At 65.2% G+C, this 14,664-nt stretch carries 13 protein-coding genes; 9 read left to right on the top strand and 4 right to left on the bottom strand.

What is annotated here, in order from left to right; all coding sequences use genetic code 11:
• Positions 1–3: 3 nt before the first annotated feature.
• The 4 genes from NTZ43_02050 to NTZ43_02035 all read left to right on the top strand — a co-directional run bounded on the left by NTZ43_02050 (position 4) and on the right by NTZ43_02035 (position 4,946).
• Positions 4–1,338: a thymidine phosphorylase gene (locus NTZ43_02050; GenBank protein ID MCX5765993.1), complete on the top strand. Its 1,335-nt coding sequence runs from the start codon at positions 4–6 to the stop codon at positions 1,336–1,338.
• A gap of 434 nt (positions 1,339–1,772) precedes the next feature.
• Positions 1,773–3,197 carry an NAD(P)-binding protein gene (locus NTZ43_02045; protein ID MCX5765992.1) on the top strand — a complete coding sequence of 475 codons (1,425 nt, stop codon included), beginning with the start codon at positions 1,773–1,775 and terminating at the stop codon, positions 3,195–3,197.
• 106 nt (positions 3,198–3,303) lie between these two features.
• Positions 3,304–3,534 (top strand): hypothetical protein, encoded by a 231-nt coding sequence (locus NTZ43_02040; GenBank protein ID MCX5765991.1) that lies wholly within the window; start codon positions 3,304–3,306, stop codon positions 3,532–3,534.
• Positions 3,534–4,946 carry a serine hydrolase gene (locus tag NTZ43_02035; protein ID MCX5765990.1) on the top strand — a complete coding sequence of 471 codons (1,413 nt, stop codon included), beginning with the start codon at positions 3,534–3,536 and terminating at the stop codon, positions 4,944–4,946. The genes NTZ43_02040 and NTZ43_02035 overlap by 1 nt, the downstream gene beginning before the upstream one ends.
• Positions 4,947–5,037: 91 nt before the next feature.
• Here NTZ43_02035 and gyrB read toward each other — a convergent pair whose 3' ends face one another.
• From gyrB to NTZ43_02015, 4 genes are all read right to left on the bottom strand, one after another.
• On the bottom strand, positions 5,038–6,984 hold the full coding sequence (gene gyrB, locus NTZ43_02030; protein MCX5765989.1) for a DNA topoisomerase (ATP-hydrolyzing) subunit B: 1,947 nt from the start codon (positions 6,982–6,984) through the stop codon (positions 5,038–5,040).
• A 151-nt stretch (positions 6,985–7,135) separates the two neighbouring features.
• Positions 7,136–7,447: a DUF721 domain-containing protein gene (locus NTZ43_02025; GenBank protein MCX5765988.1), complete on the bottom strand. Its 312-nt coding sequence runs from the start codon at positions 7,445–7,447 to the stop codon at positions 7,136–7,138.
• Positions 7,444–8,565 (bottom strand): DNA replication and repair protein RecF, encoded by a 1,122-nt coding sequence (recF, locus tag NTZ43_02020; protein ID MCX5765987.1) that lies wholly within the window; start codon positions 8,563–8,565, stop codon positions 7,444–7,446. Before recF ends, NTZ43_02025 begins: the two co-directional genes overlap by 4 nt.
• 3 nt (positions 8,566–8,568) lie before the next feature.
• The gene (locus NTZ43_02015) at positions 8,569–9,348 is read right to left on the bottom strand and encodes an enoyl-CoA hydratase-related protein (GenBank protein ID MCX5765986.1); all 780 of its coding nucleotides are present in this window, start codon (positions 9,346–9,348) and stop codon (positions 8,569–8,571) included.
• 106 nt (positions 9,349–9,454) lie between these two features.
• Here NTZ43_02015 and mtnA point away from each other — a divergent pair, with 106 nt between their 5' ends.
• From mtnA to NTZ43_01990, 5 genes are read left to right on the top strand one after another with little or no spacing between them, the layout of a single operon-like run.
• Positions 9,455–10,477 carry an S-methyl-5-thioribose-1-phosphate isomerase gene (mtnA, locus tag NTZ43_02010; GenBank protein MCX5765985.1) on the top strand — a complete coding sequence of 341 codons (1,023 nt, stop codon included), beginning with the start codon at positions 9,455–9,457 and terminating at the stop codon, positions 10,475–10,477.
• Positions 10,478–10,527: 50 nt separating this feature from the next.
• Positions 10,528–12,003 (top strand): glycerol kinase GlpK, encoded by a 1,476-nt coding sequence (gene glpK, locus NTZ43_02005; GenBank protein MCX5765984.1) that lies wholly within the window; start codon positions 10,528–10,530, stop codon positions 12,001–12,003.
• Positions 12,000–12,326 (top strand): hypothetical protein, encoded by a 327-nt coding sequence (locus tag NTZ43_02000; protein MCX5765983.1) that lies wholly within the window; start codon positions 12,000–12,002, stop codon positions 12,324–12,326. Before glpK ends, NTZ43_02000 begins: the two co-directional genes overlap by 4 nt.
• A gap of 7 nt (positions 12,327–12,333) precedes the next feature.
• Positions 12,334–13,917: a cytochrome c biogenesis protein CcsA gene (ccsA, locus tag NTZ43_01995; GenBank protein ID MCX5765982.1), complete on the top strand. Its 1,584-nt coding sequence runs from the start codon at positions 12,334–12,336 to the stop codon at positions 13,915–13,917.
• A 45-nt stretch (positions 13,918–13,962) separates the two neighbouring features.
• Positions 13,963–14,646, top strand: coding sequence for a hypothetical protein (locus NTZ43_01990; GenBank protein MCX5765981.1), 684 nt, complete (start codon positions 13,963–13,965; stop codon positions 14,644–14,646).
• The last annotated feature ends 18 nt before the right edge of the window (positions 14,647–14,664 follow it).

Here is a 14,664-nt window from a genome sequence, read left to right as displayed (position 1 = left end):
TCAATGACGCTGCGCGATCTTATTGAACGCAAACGCGACGGCGGGCGCATTTCCGGCGAGGAATGGCGCGCGCTCACCCGCGATATTGCCACCGGCCAGGCACCGGACTATCAAATTTCCGCGCTCTTGATGGCCATTTTCTTTCGCGGGCTCGACGACGACGAAACCGTCGCGCTCATGGAGGGGATGCTCCGCAGCGGACGATCGCTCGACTTGAGCCACCTCCCGATGGGGCGGGTCGACAAGCATTCCACGGGCGGTGTGGGCGACAAAGTCTCGATTGTGCTCGCCCCGCTCGTCGCCGCCTGCGGCGTGGCGGTGCCGATGATGTCTGGCCGCGGACTCGGGCACACGGGCGGCACGCTCGACAAGCTCGAGACGATCCCCGGTTTCGACACACGGCTCACCCTCGATCGAGCCGCCGCGCAAGTCGCGCGGCTCGGCTGCGCCCTGATTGGGCAGACCGGCGAAATCGCCCCGGCCGACAAAAAGCTCTACGCCATGCGCGATGCCACCGCGACGGTCGAAGCGATTCCGCTGATCGCCGCGAGCATCATGAGCAAAAAACTCGCGGAGTCGCTCACGGGGCTCGTGCTCGATGTCAAAACCGGTGCGGGTGCTTTTCTTCCGAATATCAGCGACAGCATTCGCCTCGCGCAGACGATGATTGCGCTGGGCGAGCGCCACGCATGCCCGGTGGTGGCGCTCCTCACCAACATGGACGCGCCACTCGGCGAAGCGTGCGGCAATGCGAATGAGGTGGAGGAATCCATCGCGGCGCTCCGCAACGGCGGCCCCGCCGATCTGCGCGAACTCACGCTGCGCCTCGGCGCGGAAATGCTCGTGCTGGGCGGCGTGGCCAGCGGATTGGCGGAGGCAAGGGCGCGCCTCGAGTCCGCGCTCGCCAGCGGTGCAGCACTCGAGAAGTTCCGCGAGATCGTCATCGCGCAGGGCGGTGATCCCCGCGTGTGCGACACCCCGCACCTCGTGCTCCCGCAGCCAACGTGCCGCGAGCCGTACCTCGCCACCCGTGATGGTGTGGTGACCGCCGTGGAGCCGCGCGCGGTCGGGCGCGGGATCACGGCGCTTGGCGGCGGCCGCAGTTCTATGGAAGATGCGGTAGACGGTTCGGTCGGTTTCCGCATCACCGCGCGCCCAGGGCAGGCCGTGCGAGCCGGCGATTCACTCGCCGTCATTGAAGCCCGCGATAGCGCCGGGGTGGCGGCCGGTCGTGCCGCCTTAGCTCTCGCGATTCGCATCGGCGACGGAGCCGCCCAGGTGCGCCCTCTGGTCTCTCACCGAGTCAGCGCTGCTGGGGTTGAAGAAATCGGGCAATAAGACCGGTTACTGAGCAGTTCAGTGGCACGGTTTCTGCGCATACGGTCTGTGTACTCTCTCACAAACCAGCCCTATGCGCGAATCCCTGTTTTCACGCGAGCGTTGTTGGCCTCCGGCCGTACAGGTCGTGGGCGTCGCGTGGGCGAGCGGTGCTGCGGTCGTTCCGCGCCCGCGCCAAGTGGATCGGCGCACCGGGGCTGAGTCATCGCCCACCGGTCGTCTCAGATCGGCAAAAGCTGCAGGTGACTGGGTAATCTCTGCCCTGAATGCATCTCAATGAATATCGATCATTTTTGTCGCCGTTCTCACACGTGCCGCGTTGGCGCGTGACCGGTGTGTTGCACGTTGGTCCGCAGGGGGCGCCCGTCTGATTCGCCTCGCTTGAAATCGTTCACCCGCAGGTCGTTCGCTGTCGGACGTTTCACGGAGAAGTCATGAACACCATCATCGCCGGCGGCGCACTTGCGTCGCTCGTCGCGGCTGACGCGCTTGCGTCGCAGGGCCGTCCCGTCACGTTGCTGACGTCTGGCTCACATGTGGGTGGACGGCACGCCGGCATCCGCGCCGACGGACTGGCGTTCGACCTCGGGCTCACGGCCTTCGAGTTCGGACACGATGACCTGTGTGCGGCGCATGATCCGCGAACGTACGACCCCGATGTACGCAACGACTGGGGACGCTTTGCTGGAATCGTGCGCCAATGGGTGGAAGACGAACTGCAACTGCCCCTCGTGCGCATGCCGGCGATGGAACTCTGGTATGACGGGACCGTCGTTCCGGATTTTGTGTGCGACACCAACATTCACGGCTTGTCGATGCTGCCGGGCGCGCTCCGCGAACGCATCTTCGCCGACGTCGTGAGTTTGCCTGCCGACCGCGAATCGTTGATGCACGCGCGCAACAAACACGCCGACGGCCTGTGGGATACACTCGACCTCGAGGTCGCCTCGCTCGCCAATCACGGGCGCACGCTGCACGACCGTTTTCTCGCGCCTTTCCTGCGAAAGATGATTGGCCCCAACGGAGCGCCGCGCAGCCTCGCGCGATACTCGCGTTCCATCGGCATGCCGCTCTATTGGCCCGAGACCGTGCGCCGTGGCATTGCGGGTGATCGTTCGGCGATGCCGGCAACGCCATTCCATGTGGTGGCAGGGCTCTCCATGGGCCAGATGGTCGCGCAACTCCGCGAGCGACTCGAACGGTCGCCACAGGTGTCGTGGCGCACGGGGACCATTACGAATGTCGCGCCGACCGCGATGGGCGTGGCCGTGACCCAGGGCGATACGGTGTACGAGGGGCGCGAGCTCCTGTGGGGCGGCGGGCTCGCGAACTTCCACCGCGCCGCAGGACTCCGTCCGCCAGAGAAGCTGGATCGTGAGCGACGCGATGTGGCGTGCGTGACAATTGATGCGCGCGCCTGTCGCCGACCCGACACGGGCACGCTGATCGTGCCCGCAGGCGTGGCGCTCCCGTACTGCGTGACCAATCAAAGCCGCAACGGCGGAGAAGACACATCACGCATGCGCCTGACGCTCGAATACGCGTGGGGCGGTGTTCCCGTCGCGCCGGACCAGGCGTTGCGGAAGGTCGCCGAGTCGCTCATGACGCTCGGGTTCATCAGCGATCCCTCTGTGGTGCGCCTGCACGCGGTGGCCCGCGTCGAGGAAGGATTGACGGTGCCGTCGTTCTCCAATCAGTCGAGAACGCTTGGCGCACGCACGCACGCGCTCAATGCGGGGATTCCGATGCGCTTGATCGGCCCCGCCGCAGGATTCAGCGTGGCCACCATTGGCGATCAAGTGGTACAAGGGCTTCAGGCCGCTGTCATGGCGCAGGAAATGGTGGCCGTCGCCGCCTGAGGCACCAGCATACTGGGTAGCTGTTCGTGCGGCGCACGCGGCGAGATGGCCGCTTGCGCCGCACCTCCGTTAGCGGCCATCTTCCGGCCATCGCGGAGGCAATCTTATGGAGAAGTTCAGCAAAATGGCGTCGATGGGCGCCATGGCAGCAGCAGGCGGTATCGCAGCGCTGTACGTCGCACTCGTTGTCCTCTTCCGGAAAGTTCCGGGAGGCGGCATGGATACCCTCGGATGGCAGGTCCTCTCACTTGCGATGTTCGTTCCCGCCGCGATTTTGGTAGGCGTGCATGTCGCCCTCGGTCGTCAGCTGAAACAGGGAACGGGCGGGGCGAACTAATGCGGGTGCCACGGTTTTCTTCCCTGCGCGCTGCACTGGTGCGCGCTGCACTGGTGCGCGCGGCTCTGGTGCTCGCGGCAACCGCTCTCGCGCCGACCATCGGTTGGACGCAGGCATCGGTCGCGGCGGACTCAGCGATTCGCGCCATCATTCGCGCTCGCGTGGATGGTGGATGGAATGCCGGCATCGTCGTGGGCGTGATTGACGCAGACGGTCACCGGCGCGTGATCGGCTACGGCCCCGGCGGCAAACAGCTCGACGGCAAATCTGTCTTCGAAATCGGCTCCATCACCAAGACGTTCACGAGCACGTTGCTCGCCGATATGGTGCGGCGTGGTGAAGTAACGCTCGATCAGCCAGTGGCGAGCCTGTTACCCGCATCGGCCAAGATCCCCGAGCGCGGTGGAAAACGCATTACGCTGGTCGACCTTGCGACGCATACGTCGGGGTTGCCGCGCATGCCTGGAAACTTTGCGCCGCGTGACCCCGCGAATCCCTTTGCCGACTACGATGCGACGCGCATGTACGCCTTTCTCTCCGGCTACGAACTCCCGCGCGACATCGGTGCACAGTACGAGTATTCCAACCTTGCCGTCGGCCTGCTGGGATACGCGCTCGCCCTCAAGGCGGGTCAGTCATATGAAGCGTTGCTGACCACGCGCATCCTCGATCCACTGGGCATGCGCGACACGCGGATCACACTTACCGACGGCATGCGGCGGCGTCTCGCGCCGGGGCACGAGCCGTACGGTGCCGTTGTTGCGAACTGGGATCTCGATGCCCTGGCAGGCGCCGGCGCCATTCGCTCGACCGTGGACGATATGCTCAGCTACCTCGCTGCGAATCTCGACTCCACCAGCCGTCCGCTCGGCGCGGCGATGCATGATGCCCACCGCCCGCTGCGGCTCGCTGGCGGTGCAACCCAGATCGGTCTCAACTGGCATGTGACGGCGTCGCATAGCCACGCGATTGTTTGGCACAATGGCGGAACGGGGGGCTATCGTACCTTCGCCGGATTCGACGCTGCGCGGCACATTGGCGTCGTGGTGCTATCGAACACCTCGACTGGCGTCGACGACATCGGATTGCACCTGCTCGACGCGCAAAGCCCAGTCGTCACGCCACCGCGGCTTCGCAAGTCCATCACCCTCAGTGCGGACGTTCTCGACCGCTACGTTGGCACCTACGAAATCACGCCCGCGTTTCGCCTCACCGTCACACGCGAGGGCAATGCGTTGTGGGTGCAGCCCACGGCACAGGAAAAGAACCAACTGTGGGCGGAATCCACCACGGAGTTCTTTTTCAAGGTCGCCGATGTGCAGCTCATCTTCTCCGCAGACGCATCTGGCCGCGCCACGTCGTTGGTGATGCGGCAGAACGGTCGCGATCAAACCGCCAAACGACTGCCATAGCACGTCGCGTGTGCAAGAGTTGGGCGAAACGCAAACGGGGCGCTCCACTGGAGCGCCCCGTTTGCGTTTCGTTGCGGCTTCGTTGACTCGCCTAGATGTCCAGGTTCGACGCGAACTTCGCATTGACTTCAATAAACAGGCGGCGCGGTTCGACTTCGTCGCCCATCAATGTCTGGAAGATCTGGTCGGCGCTCACGGCATCTTCGACGTTCACCTTGAGAATGGTGCGCGTCTCCGGGTCCATGGTCGTCTTCCAGAGCTGGTCGGGGTTCATTTCGCCGAGGCCTTTGTAGCGCTGGAGATTGATGTTGGCTTTGCCGTCCGGGCCACCGCCGAGTCGCTTGGCGATTTCGTCGCGTTCCGCGAGATCGTAGGCGTAGTACTCTTCCTTCCCCTTGGCCACGCGGAAGAGCGGCGGCTGGGCGATGTACACCATGCCGCTCTCGATCAACTCGGGCATCTGCCGATAGAAGAACGTGAGCAGGAGCGTACGGATGTGCGCACCGTCCACGTCGGCGTCGGTCATGATGATGATCTTGTGATAGCGCGCGCTCTCAATGGAGAACTCTTCCTTGATGCCCGTGCCGATCGCCGTGATGATCGTGCGGATTTCTTCGTTGGAGAGAATCTTATCGATGCGCGCTTTTTCGACGTTCAGGATCTTCCCGCGCAGCGGCAAGATGGCCTGGAACATACGGTCGCGCCCCTGCTTGGCGGAGCCACCGGCCGAGTCACCCTCGACCAAGTAGAGCTCGCACATCGCCGGATCGCTCATCGAGCAGTCGGCGAGCTTGCCAGGAAGGTTGCCGACGTCGAGCGCTGACTTCTTGCGCGTGAGGTCGCGCGCCTTGCGGGCCGCTTCTCGTGCGCGGGAGGCGGCGAGCGCCTTCTCGAGCACGATGTTCGCCACGCGCGGGTGCTCTTCGAGGTACGTCGCGAGCCATTCGTTGACCGTCGTCTTGACCGCGCTCTCTACTTCGCTATTGCCGAGCTTGGTCTTGGTCTGCCCTTCGAACTGGGGCTCGCGCACCTTCACCGAGAGGACGGCCGTCAGTCCTTCGCGGGCGTCTTCGCCGGAGAGCTTGGCCTCTTTGTCCTTCTTGGCGAAGCTCGATTTGTCGAGGTGCTTATTGATTACGCTCGTGAGCGCCGACTTGAAGCCGGTGAGGTGCGTGCCACCCTCGTGCGTATTGATGTTGTTCACAAACGAGAACACGTTCTCGTTGTAGCCGTCGTTGTACTGGAACGCGAGCTCGATGCCGATGTCGTCCTTTTCGGTTTCGAGATAGACGATCTCCGTGTGCAACGGCTTCTTGGTGGCATTGAGGTACGCCACGAACTCCTTGAGACCGCCCTTCGCGTGGTAGTGCTCCGTCTTTTCTTGACCGGGGCGCTCGTCGGTGAGCGAGATGCTCACGCCCTTATTCAGGAACGAGAGTTCGCGCAGACGCGTGGCGAGAATCGAGAAGTCGTACACGAGCTCGGTGAAAATTTCATGATCGGGCTTGAAGTACACCTTGGTGCCGCAATCCTTGGGCTTGACGTTACCGAGCACCTTGAGCTTCGTCGTGGTGTCGCCACGCGTGAAGTCCATGTAGTGCTCTTTGCCGTCGCGCTTGATCCACACCTTTAGCGTTTCGGAGAGCGCGTTCACCACGCTCACGCCCACGCCGTGCAGACCGCCCGACACCTTGTAGGTGTTCTTGTCGAACTTGCCGCCGGCGTGCAACACCGTCATGGCGAGTTCGACGCCCGGAATCTTCTCAACCGGGTGGATGTCCACCGGAATGCCGCGCCCGTTGTCCTCGACGGTAATCGAGTTGTCGGCATGGATCGCGACTTTGACGCTATCGCAGTAGCCAGCGAGCGCTTCGTCGATGGAGTTGTCGACCACCTCGTACACGAGATGGTGAAGGCCGCGGCTGCTCGTGCTGCCGATGTACATGCCCGGCCGTTTTCGAACCGCCTCCAAGCCCTTGAGGACCTGAATGTCAGATGCACCGTAGTGCGATTCGGCGGCGTCGTTCGTCTTAGCCATGATCGGTGGGTGAGGAGGGGCAAAGACTAGCGCAAAACAGGGCTCGAACAAACGCCGAACTTCGACGCCCGAACCCAACCGCTAATAATAATGATTGTCTGCCAATTGCGCAACGGGGAGGCGGCTCCGTAACGCGCTGTCATACAACGACTTAGCGGAGCAGTTCCCAGCGGATGCGCCGGATGGGGGGGCGCTCGGGATCCGCGTTGATGCGAGCAAGAAGTTCGCGTTCGCGCATCGACAGTTCCTGCATCCATCCGTGGGTGCGAACACCAACGAACAGCGTCCCATCTTCGGTAACTGTTCTCGGTGCCGTGACCTCGGCAATCTGCGGACCCACGAGCTGCGCCCAATGCACGAGCACCTGTGCGCGCTCAATCTTCACGTCGAGTCCACGCGAGCGCAGAAAACTTTTCAGCGCGTCGGCGATGAGTGTGGGTTTGCTCTTTTTGTCCTGGCTCACGTGGCCCTCGCAAACACACCGTCACGCACGTGCCACCGCTCCAGCCGCGTGAACTCGGCGGGAATTTCATCTTCGCGCGGCACACACAACACGGTCTGGCCGCGCGCCGCGTCGGCGTCGTGCTCCAACAGCGCGAGCACACGGCGCGCACGATCTTTGTCGAGTTCGGCAAAGGGATCGTCGAGCAGGAGCACCGGCTGCACGCCGCGGCGCGCGCGAAAGGTGGCGGCCTCGAGGAGTCGCAGCGCAATCGCGGCCGTGCGCTGCTGTCCCGCCGAACCGACGAGTCGCAAGTCACGCCCGCCGAGTGTCACGGCAAGATCATCGCGGTGCGGTCCGGTGTGCGTGACACCGCGCCGAATGTCGTGCTCGCGTCCTTTGGCGAGTTGCGCGGTGAGCGTGGCAGCCACGTCACCACTCTCGGCGAGGGTTGAGGCATACGTGATGGCCATGGGCGCGCGTTCGCCGATTGCGTCGCACAAGCGCGCAAAATCGCTGGCGTGCGTGCGCACCCAGTCGCGCCGCTCGTGCACGAGCACGGTGCCGTGCTGCGCGAGCGCCGGCTCCCACGCGGCCACCGAGGAGTGGCGGGCACCGGGGCGCCCTGCCTCGCGCAGCGCGGCGTTGCGGCGTGCGAGTGCTGCGCGATACAACCGCAACGCTTGCAGATAAGGCGCCGAGGTGAGCGCGAGCGCAATGTCGATGAATCGACGACGTTCCGCTGGCGCGCTGGCAATGAGCGCCACATCGGCTGGCGAAAATCCTACGGAGGGCACTGCGCCAAGCGCTTCGGTAAGGCGCGGCGTCTCGACGCCATCGAGGGTGACCTTCTTTCGTCCCGCGCGATCGACGCCCACGGTGCACTGATGCGCCGCCGTACCGGTGGCCGTGGCCGAAATAAAGAACGCGCCCGCGCCGAATCGCACGAGGTCGCGGTCCCGCACCCCGCGAATGGAACGCAGGAGTTCCAGATACGCGATGGCTTCGAGCAAATTCGTTTTGCCGTGGCCGTTATCACCAACAATCGCGATGCCGTCCGGTGGGAGCGGCAATGTGGCGTGCGCGATGTTCCGAAAGTCGCGTAGCTCAAGCGTCTCAATGGCCACGCGATCGGTCACGCGCTATTTGCCCTCGAATACGGCGGGGCGTTTGGCGAGAAACGCCGAGGTACCTTCGCGCATATCGGCGGTGTCGGCGAGTGCACCGAAGAACTGCGACTCGAGGGCGATGCCGTCGTCGAGGGTGCCGTCGAGTCCGCGGTCTACCACTTCGATGGCGCGCGCCATCGCCACCGGACCATTCTTGAGCATCGTGCTGGCCATCGTGCGTGCCGCAGCGAGCAGTGCGTCTGGCGCGGTGACGGCGTTCGCGATTCCCAATCGGTATGCCTCGGCGCCATCAATGGCGTCGCCGGTGAGCATCAACTGGAGTGCCGGCCCGCGACCAATGAGGCGGGGGAGGCGTTGGGTGCCGCCGTAGCCCGGAATGAGTCCGAGCTTCACTTCGGGGAGCGCGAACTTTGCGCTCTCACTCGCGATGCGAATGTGGCAGGCGAGGGCGAGTTCGCAGCCGCCGCCGAATGCAAAGCCGTTGACGGCCGCGATCACTGGCTTCGACGAGCGCTCGATGGACCGAAACACCGTCTGTCCGCGACGCGAGCGCGCTTGGAGCTCCGTCGGGTTGGCTTGGGCCAGGGCGGCGATATCGGCGCCGGCCACGAACGCTCGGCCCGCGCCCGTGAGAATGATGGCGCCGACGTCATCACGCGTGGCGAGCTCGGCAAAGACCAGCCCCAGCTCGCCCATCACCTGATCGTTGAGCGCGTTGAGTTTGTCTGGGCGGTTGACGGTGACCGTCGCAATGCGGTCGGTGACGTCGAGGAGCAGAAAGTCGTAGGCCATGGTCGGGTCGGTGGTGGAGACCGTGGAAATCTAGGGGATGCGGGCGTCCGTCGCCGCCGGAATTCCGGCAGCACCGCACCGGCGATACGTTTGGGGTGTGGAACCCATCCGAGCGGTACAGTGGGCGCCGGGCGGCGCCGCAGTGCGCATCATCGACCAGCGGCGGCTCCCCTCTACCTATGTGGAGCGTGACCTCGCCGCGCTGGACGACGTGTGCGATGCCATCCGTACGCTCGCGGTGCGCGGGGCGCCGGCCATCGGCGTGGCGGCCGCGCTCGGACTGGTCGTGGCGCTCGCCCCGCACGGGGCAGAGGACCCAGCCACCTTTCGCGCTCGGACGGAGGCGTATGCCTCGCAACTCACCGCCACGCGCCCGACCGCCGTGAACTTGCCGTGGGCAATGCAACGGATGGTCGCGCGCGTTGCCACGATGTGGCACGACTCCGCCGCCCGCATCCTTGAGGTGCTCCGCGCGGAGGCGACGGCCATTCTTGAGGAAGACCGCGCGATGTGCGCCGCGATTGGCGCGCACGGGGCGGTGCTCCTGCCGGACGGTGCGCGGGTGCTCACGCATTGCAACGCCGGCGCACTCGCGACGGCCGGCATTGGTACCGCGCTCGCGCCCGTCTATGCGGCGCACGCCGCAGGGCGCCGCATTCATGTCTTTGCCGACGAAACGCGCCCCCTGTTGCAGGGTGCGCGACTCACGGCGTGGGAGCTGCAGCGCGCCGGAGTGCCGGTGACGGTGCTCACGGACGGCATGGCGGCGAGCCTCATGCGCGCTGGTGAAATCGACCTTGTGCTCGTGGGCGCCGATCGCATCGCCGCCAACGGCGACGTGGCGAACAAGATCGGCACCTATGCGGTGGCCGTTGCCGCGCACTTCCACGGTATACCGATGTACGTCTGCGCCCCATGGTCCACTGTGGATCGCGCCACGCCCCACGGTGACGCGATAATTATTGAAGAGCGAGACCCCGCAGAGGTGCGCATGCTGGGCGGCACCCTGGTGACGCCGCCGGATGTCGCCGTGCGTAATCCAGCATTTGATGTGACGCCGCATGCGCTCGTCACGGCCGTCGTGACCGACAAAGGGCTGTATCGCGCGCCATATTCCTTTACGTATTAACGGCGACTCCCGTCGCAGTTCCTCCCTCACCGCTCACCGCTACCGTCCCGATGCGCTCCGTTCTAGCGATTGATCAGGGCACCACCGGCTCCACCTGCCTCGTCATCACCGAAGATGGCCGCATTGCGGGTCGCGGTTATCGTGAGATTACGCAGCACTTTCCGGAGCCAGGACAGGTCGAGCACGACGCCGAAGAAATATTTTCGCGCACCATCGAAGCGGCGCGTGAGGCGCTCGCGCAGAGTGGGCTACAGCCAGAGGCGATTGGTATCACCAACCAACGCGAAACCGTTCTGCTGTGGGATCGCGCCACCGGCGTGCCGATCGGACGCGCCATCGTGTGGCAAGATCGCCGCACGGCCGCGCGCTGTGCCGCACTCGCGCCGCAGCGCGAGGCCATCTACGCCGCGACCGGGCTCGTCACGGATCCGTACTTCTCGGCGTCGAAAATCGAATGGATGATTGAGCATCGCCTGAATGCGTCGCACGGCGGACTCGAGCACATCGCCGCTGGCACGATCGACAGCTGGCTCATCTGGAAGCTCACCAACGGTGCGGTGCACGCCACCGACCCCACGAATGCGTCGCGCACGATGCTCTACGATATCTCGGCCGGCCGGTGGAGTGCGCCGCTCTGCGCGCTCTTCGGAGTGCCGGAGTCCATTCTGCCCGAGGTGCGGCCGTCGTCGGGATCGTTTGGTGTGACGCACGCCGAATACTTCGGTCGCGAAATTCCGATTCTCGGTGTCGCCGGCGATCAACAGGCGGCGCTCTTTGGGCAGGGGTGTTGGAACGCCGGCATGAGTAAGAACACGTACGGCACGGGCGCGTTTCTGTTGCTGAACACCGGCACCACGCGCCCCACCGGCGGCAACGGGATGCTCACCACGATCGCCTGCGGCCCACGCGGTGAGCCGCACTTTGCGTTGGAAGCGAGCATCTTCATTGCTGGCGCGGCCGTGCAATGGTTGCGTGACGGTCTCGGAATTGTATCGCGCGCGTCCGAATCAGAAGCGATGGCGCGCTCGCTGACCTCGACCGACGGCGTCTACTTTGTGCCCGCACTCACCGGACTTGGCGCGCCAGAGTGGGAAGCCAACGCTCGCGGTACGATTGTCGGACTGACGCGCGGTACGACGCGCGAGCACCTCGTCCGTGCGGCGCTCGAGGCCATGTGCTATGGCACGTCGGATGTGCTCCACGCGATGCGCGCGGCGAGCGGCGCGTCGCTGGACGTGCTGCGCGTCGATGGCGGCGCCACCGAGAATTCGTGGCTGATGCAGTATCAGGCCGATGTCTTGGGTGTGCCGGTGGAGCGCCCCGATGTCATCGAGACAACGGCGATGGGCGCCGGTGCGCTCGCCGGTATCGCGGCCGGCGTGTGGCCCACGGCAGACGCGTTCCTCGCGTCGCGCAAATATCACAAGTTTTTGCCCGGCGAGGGCAGTGCGAGCGCCAAGGCAGGCATTGGCGGCTGGCATCGTGCGGTGCGCGCCGCGGTGTCGTGGGCGCGGGACACACAGTGATTCCACCGCTCGTCCTCGTTTTTTCTGCGACGTTCGGCGGACCGCCGCGCGTCAACGATCCTGATCCGTGGTTCGGGCGCGACAAAGCCGCGCATTTTGCCGTGTCCGCTCTCATTCAAAGCGGCACTCATGCGGCATTGCGAAGTCGCGGTGTGGACTATGGGCGAGCGAGTTGGAGCGCCGCGGGCGTGACCGCGGCGGTCGGCGTCGGCAAGGAGTGGTGGGATCTCACGCATCATCGCGATTTCAGTTTGCGCGACCTCACCTGGGACGGCATCGGCGGCGCGACGGCGGCGGTGCTCGTGCGGCAGGTCGATCGTTGAGGCGCGCGTGAGAGCATTCGGACAGTGGGCGCTCTGGCTCGCGCTCGTGGCATCGGTGGTCGGTAGCTGGGCCGCGGTCGCAGGCGGCGCGATGCGTCGTCGCGGGCTGGTTCGTAATGGCGTGCGGGCGCTGCACCTCGCAACGTTCGGCTTGGTGGTCGCCACCGTCGTGCTCGCCAGCGGTTTGATGACCAGCGACTTCACGATGCGGTTCGTGGCCACGTTTTCGAGTCTCATCGTCCCGCGCGCGTATCGCCTCGGCGGACTTTGGGGTGGAGCGCCGGGCTCGCTGCTGGTGTGGACGCTGGCACTCGCGGTCGTGACGTCGGCCGCGTTGCTCGCGCACCGTCGCTCGATGGCCGATCGACTCGTCTGGTTTGTACCGGCGATGGGCGGCGTGGTGGCGGTGATGGCCGCCGTTACCGCGTTCGCTGCGGATCCATTGGCGTCGCTCGACATGGCGATTCGCGAAGGGCGCGGACTCGACGGCGTGTTGCAGAACCGATGGATGCTCGTGCATCCGCCCCTGTTGCTCGCGGGCACGGCGGCCACCCTTCCATTGTTCGCGCTGACCGTGGCCGCGCTCGGCGTGCGTCGCCTCGACGACGCGTGGCGGTCTGCTGCACGCGCGTGGGCGCTGATCGCGTGGACGCTGTTGCTCGCGGGCGTCGCGTCGGGCATGCGCTGGGCGTATACGGAGCCAGGATGGGGCGGCTATTGGGCGTGGGATCCCGTCGAAGTCGCGGGCGCGATTCCACTCGCCATTTTGGCGGTGTTGCTGCACGTCTCGACGCGCCGTGGCACGCATCCCGCCGAGCGCGCGATCCTCGCACTCGCGGCGTTCCCGGCCACGCTCATTGGGGCGTGGGTGGCGCGTGGTGACACGCTCCGCACGCTGCACGGCTTCGCGCAAACGCCAAACGCGATGCTGTTCGGATTCATCGCCTCCGCGAGCGTCGTCTTGGGCGTCGCACTGATCGTCATGCGTCGCCGATGGTTGTTCGCGCTCAGTGTCGATGCGTCCCCAGTTGCGGCGCCAGGTATCGCGGCACGGTTGTCGCAGGTGGGCGTCGTGCTCTTTGTCGTGGGGAGCATCGCGCTTCCGTTCCGGCGCGAATATGTAACGTCGCTGAATGCTGGCGAGCGGTATGCGGCAAAGGATGTGCTCGGCCGCGAGTGGACGCTCACCAGCCAAGGCGAGAGTCGCTACGTCCGCAGCAACATGTTCGTGGTGTCGGTCCCATTCGTACTCGCGCGGGCTGGGCGTCGGCAGGGACTCGTGGTTGCGGAAGAACGGCAGTTCATCGACGCCGACGAAGATGACATTGGCGAACCCGTGCTTCGGGCCGGCATTCTCTTTGGCGTGCTTCAGGATGTGCAGGTGCAGGTATCGCGAGCGGAATCGGTGGGTTCGTTGGTGCGCATCCGGTTCCAGCCGCTGGCGAGCCTTCTATGGATGGGGGCAGGGCTTCTGGTGCTCTCCGCCCTCGCCGGGTTGCCGGCCGCCTGTGCAGAGGCCGCTCGCGCCGGCAGGGTGGGCCCAGCGGGTGTTCCGGACGCGGCTCAAACGGAAGCCGCCGTACCCGAGTAACGGCTTCAGCTTTGCTGGGTTCTGCCGACACTTCAAGCAGAACCTATGCGAATACTCAATCTTATCCCGGCCCTCGGCGGCATCGCCGTCCTGACCATCGCTGGTTGCGCCAAGGCCACCGCGACGGCCACAGCTACGCCCGCCGCACTTACCGTGGTGCAGGGCAATCTGCAGGCCGTGCAGGGTGGCAAAGACCTTCCGCAGGCCGTTATCCTGCGCGTCACCGACAAGAGCGGCGCCGGCATCATCGGCCAGCAGATTGCGCTGGCCGTCACCGCTGGCGGTGGTGCGGTTGATCCCGCCTCCGCGATGAGCGATGCGAAAGGCGAAGTGAAAGCGAAGTGGACGGTGGGCAACACGCAGACCGAACAAGAACTCACCGCATCCGCGCCAGGCGTCGCGTCGGTGCGCCTGACCGCCACGGCGATTCTGCCGACGGATATCATCGTCGCGCAGGGCAACAACCAAACCGCCAAAGTCGGAACCTCGCTCACCAACTCGATCGTCGTGCGTGTCGTGGGACCGAATAACGTGCCGATGCAGGGCATCACCGTCGCATTTCAGATCATCTCGGGCGGCGGCGCCATCTCGCCAGCCAGCGCCATCACCAGCGCACTCGGCGAAGTCACGGCCAAGTGGACGCTCGGCGCTGCCCCGGGAGTCAATCTGGCAAACATCGTGGCCTCGACGGCATCCAACGCCGTGATTGTTGCGACTGGCGCGCCATAGGTGGGCCGGACGCTGAAC

It is taken from the genome of Gemmatimonadota bacterium, assembly GCA_026387915.1.
Lineage (GTDB): Bacteria > Gemmatimonadota > Gemmatimonadetes > Gemmatimonadales > Gemmatimonadaceae > Fen-1231.
This window is presented reverse-complemented; position numbering and strand designations above follow the sequence as displayed.